Raw genomic sequence first — 1,791 nt, 5'->3', positions numbered from 1 at the left:
GTCAGGCGGTGTCGCTCCAGCGCCGGTGCCGTGTTCTTCTCTCCGTCCTCGACGTCGAAGACGGCGATCTTGAGGATGTCGTCGTCCACGGCGGTCAGGTCCGCGACATCCGCGAGACGGGCGTAGTACTTCTCGGCCTGGTCGCGGAAGGCGGCATCCGTTCGCTCGATGTAGGCCGAAGCCTTGCCGCACAGCACGACGCCGACGTCGTGACGGAAGCCCCGGATCTCGGCGATAAGACTGTCGACGAAGGCGCGGTCCATGGTGTCGGAGCTGAGCTCCTCATCGCCGCGCGTCACGAACGTGCCGTTCTCAGCGATGAAGACGAGATCGTCGCCGTGCGCGCCGAACTCCCGCCGCAGCGTCGCGTGCTGCCGGCCGCTCGCGGGGGCGAACGCGATCCCCGCGTCGCGGAGGCGATCGAGCATCGGCCACAGCGCGGGAGGTACGGCGCCCTGCCCATCGAGCAGAGTGCCGTCCATATCGGCCGCGATCAGACGGATCTCACTTGCCCGGCCGGCAAGAGCGTCGGGGTCGACAGGAAGATCGGGCGATCCGTGCGGGGAGTCATCGGTCACTCATCCATCCTGCCCGAGGCGCGCACCTCGTCGAGCCGCCGCTGCAGATGCGCGAGCTCTGCGGGGTTGGTGGCAAGCTCGCGGGCCCGCCCGAACGCGCCGATCGCGGCACGCTGTTCTCCAGCGCGGGCGAGCAGTTCCCCCTGGGTGGCCCACCACAGGTGATAGCGCTCCAGGCCCCGGATGCCGTCCAGCAACGCGAGACCGGCGCGCGGCCCGTCAGCCATCGCCACGGCCACGGCGCGGTTGAGCGCGACGACGGGCGACGGGTCGATGTCGGCGAGTCGCGCATAGACCGCAGCGATCGCGGTCCAGTCGGATCGGCGTAGGTACGGGCGTTGGCGTGATAGCGGGCGATCACGGCCTGCAGTTGAAACCGCCCCGGCGCGAGACGGCGCATCGCGGCATCCAGGATGAGGTTGGCTTCCTCGATCAGAGCGAGATCCCAGCGAGTGCGATCCTGATCTTCCAGCAGCACGAGGATTCCGCTGCTGAACCGGGTCGCCAGCCGCGACTTCGCATACAGCTCGAGCGCGAGCAGTCCTTCGATCTCGGGGTCGCCGGGCACCTCGGCTAGAACGGCGAGGGTCAACCGCAACGCCTCATCGACGAGGTCCACGCGCGCGCCGGAGCGGCGACCGCGGGAAAGGTAGCCCTCGTTGAACACCAGATAGACGACCACCGAGAACCACATCGAGGCGCTCGCCCAGATTCTCGGGGACCGACAAGGGGATGCGGGCATCCCGAATCTTGCGCTTCGCGCGCACGATCCGCTGCGCGACGGTCGGCTCGGGGATCAGCAGGGCCGCGGCGATCTCGTCGGTCGTCAGGCCGCACACCAGGCGCAGCGTGAGCGCGACCTGCGCCTCGGCTGCCAGCGCCGGGTGACAGCAGAGCAGGATGAGCCGCAGCCGTTCGTCACCGACGCGTCCGAGTTCAACCACGGCATCCACCTCCTCCTCACCCGTGTCGCCGAAGGGATCATGACTTTCGGGGGTCAGCACCGCGAGGTCGGCTGCAGCATCCCGGGTGCGCCGGAGCGCAGCCTGCTCACGGCGGATCCGGTCGATAGCGCGATTGCGGGCCACCGTGTGGAGCCAGGCCGCGGGGTTGTCGGGAACGGATGCCCAATTCAGCGCCTCAACGAGCGCGTCCTGCACGGCCTCATCGGCGGCATCCAGCCCGAACCGGCTCCCCCCGGGAGCGCGGGTTC

General features: G+C 69.2%; 3 protein-coding genes and 1 pseudogene. All 4 read right to left on the bottom strand.

The genetic code is table 11. The annotated features are described in order from the left end of the window. A partial coding sequence (locus tag B3587_RS06495) for an HAD family hydrolase (RefSeq protein WP_292727311.1) occupies positions 1-578 on the bottom strand: 578 nt, incomplete at its 3' end. Further along, entirely contained in the window at positions 575-805 is a 231-nt protein-coding gene (locus tag B3587_RS06490; RefSeq protein WP_292727309.1) for a hypothetical protein, read from the bottom strand. The genes B3587_RS06490 and B3587_RS06495, both read right to left, overlap by 4 nt. A 233-nt stretch (positions 806-1,038) precedes the next feature. Beyond that, positions 1,039-1,272 (bottom strand): annotated as a pseudogene (locus B3587_RS15900) (DUF6596 domain-containing protein); the annotation flags it as partial. Continuing rightward, positions 1,181-1,791 (bottom strand): sigma-70 family RNA polymerase sigma factor (locus B3587_RS06480; protein WP_292727305.1); only part of this gene is annotated, 611 nt, incomplete at its 5' end. The pseudogene B3587_RS15900 and the gene B3587_RS06480, both read right to left, overlap by 92 nt.

This window comes from Microbacterium sp. UBA837, assembly GCF_002296025.1.
In the GTDB taxonomy this organism is placed as follows: domain Bacteria; phylum Actinomycetota; class Actinomycetes; order Actinomycetales; family Microbacteriaceae; genus Microbacterium.
The sequence above is the reverse complement of the archived record's forward strand: the minus strand, read 5'-3'. Positions and strand labels throughout refer to the sequence as shown.

Coding starts and splice junctions, on each gene's coding strand:
- B3587_RS06490 (WP_292727309.1), bottom strand. CDS start 805: ATGGCTGACGGGCCGCGCGCCGGTCTCGCGTTGCTGGACGGCATCCGG.